General features: G+C 74.8%; 1 protein-coding gene. It reads right to left on the bottom strand.

Translation table 11 applies throughout. The annotated features are described in order from the left end of the window. Positions 1-169: 169 nt before the first annotated feature. A complete protein-coding gene (locus IY392_RS15140) occupies positions 170-1786 on the bottom strand; it encodes an ABC transporter substrate-binding protein (protein ID WP_194861656.1) in 1617 nt (538 codons plus the stop codon). Positions 1787-1789: the final 3 nt, after the last annotated feature.

The following is a 1789-nucleotide window of genomic DNA, read 5'->3' as shown; positions in this document are numbered from 1 at the left end:
GTGGTGCGCTCGTACCCGTCGCCGAAGTGGGCGGCCAGCGGCTCCAGCGGGGAGTTCGCGGCCAGGATGAACGCGCCGACCGTGACGGCCACCAGGACCAGCGGCGCCGCGACGGCGCGGCGGGCCGTGAGGCGTGCCAGGTCAGAGCGGCGTTCGCCGAGTCGGCGGATCACCGGTCGCGGGCCCAGGAGGCGAGCGACCACCACGGCCCCCACGTCACGCCGTGCGTGTGCGGTTCGAGGATCGGTGCGGGCCGGGTGTGGCCGGTGTCCCGGAGAACGTAGGTGTGGTCCAGGGTGGCCAGGAAGACGTGGCCGGGGGCACGGGCGTAGGCCCGCTGCGCCTCGCGGTAGAACTCCGTGCGTTCGACGGGGTCGGCGGTGGTGCGGGCCGCGTCCAGGGCCGCGTCCACCCGCGGGTCCCCGAAGTCGCCGGGGTTGTCCAGCGGGCCGGTCGCGGCGGTCCGTGAGTGCAGGGCCCGGTAGGCCTGGGTGTCCACGGTGTAGGGGTTGTCCCCGCCGCCGAGCAGTATCGCGACCTCGCCGATCCGCTGCTCGATCTGGTCCCAGCTGCCACCCCACACGGTCACCGCCACCCCGAGCTCGCGCATCTGGTCGGCGAACGCCGAGGCCAGCTCGCGACGGAGCGGGTCGGTGGCGGGGTAGGCCAGGGTGAACTCGGCGCGCTCGCCGTCCCGGACCAGCACGCCGTCGTCGCCTGGCCGCCATCCCGCGCCCCGCAGGGTCTCGGTCGCCTCGACGCTGCGCTCGCCCGCGGCCCGGGGTTCGGTGAACGGCGAGGGTTCGTACTCCGGGTAGGCAGCGCTGATGGGGGAGGCCACCGGCCTGCCGTGCCCGGACAGGACTCTGTCCACCAGGTCGTCGCGGTCCACGGCCACGTTGAGCGCCCGACGGGCCGCGGGGTCGCCGGCGAAGGGATGCGACATGGGCAGCGCCACCGCTCGCCAGTCCGCCGAGGTCACCGAGACCAGCTCCAGACCGTCCCGGCCGGCCAGCCCCTCGGCGAGCCGGGGCGGCAGCGAGGCCCCGTCGACCTCCCCGGCCCTCACCATCTGCGCCCGCGCATCGGCATCCGGCACCGCGCGGATGACGAGTCGGGTCACCTCGGGCGGGCCGTCGCGGTGCTCGGGAAAGGCCTCGAGCACGGCCTCCGCGGCGGTCAGGCGGTCGAGACGGTAGGGGCCCGTCCCGACAGGCTCCGAGTTGAGGACCGACGCCGATGCCGGTCCCGGGGTCAGCGCCTCCGAGGGGGCGATGCCCAACAGCAGCCGGGCCGGCATCCCGGGGTCGGGCGCGCCGAGGTGGAAACGCACGGTGAGCGGGTCGGGGGTGTCCACCTGCTCGATCGTGGAATAGTCCGAGGCGATGGGGGAGGCCGAGCGCGGGTCGACCACCGCCCGGTAGGTGGCGGCCACGTCGCCCGAATCCAGCTGCGAGCCGTCGTGGAAACGAACCCCTTCCCGAAGTCGGATAGTCCAGGTGAGCCCGTCGTCGCTCACCTCGGGCTCCGCCGCGGCAAGGGCGGGTTCGAGCCGTGGCAACGTCGAGTCGTCCTCCGCGGCCGGGCGCAGGAGTCCCTCGTACAGCGGAGAGACGCCGGTCGATCCGTATCCGGACACCGGGTTGAACTCACCGGGGTCCCCGCCGTCCGCCAGGACGATCTGATCCACCTCCCCCCGGCCACCTTCTGCCCGGTCCCCGGCGGGGGAGGAGGCGGGCGCCGAGCAGCCGGCCAGGGCCAGGGTGACGGCGAGCGCCGCGGCCAGGCT

It is taken from the genome of Dietzia sp. SYD-A1, from assembly GCF_015356725.1.
Taxonomy (GTDB): domain Bacteria; phylum Actinomycetota; class Actinomycetes; order Mycobacteriales; family Mycobacteriaceae; genus Dietzia.
The sequence above is the reverse complement of the archived record's forward strand: the minus strand, read 5'-3'. Positions and strand labels throughout refer to the sequence as shown.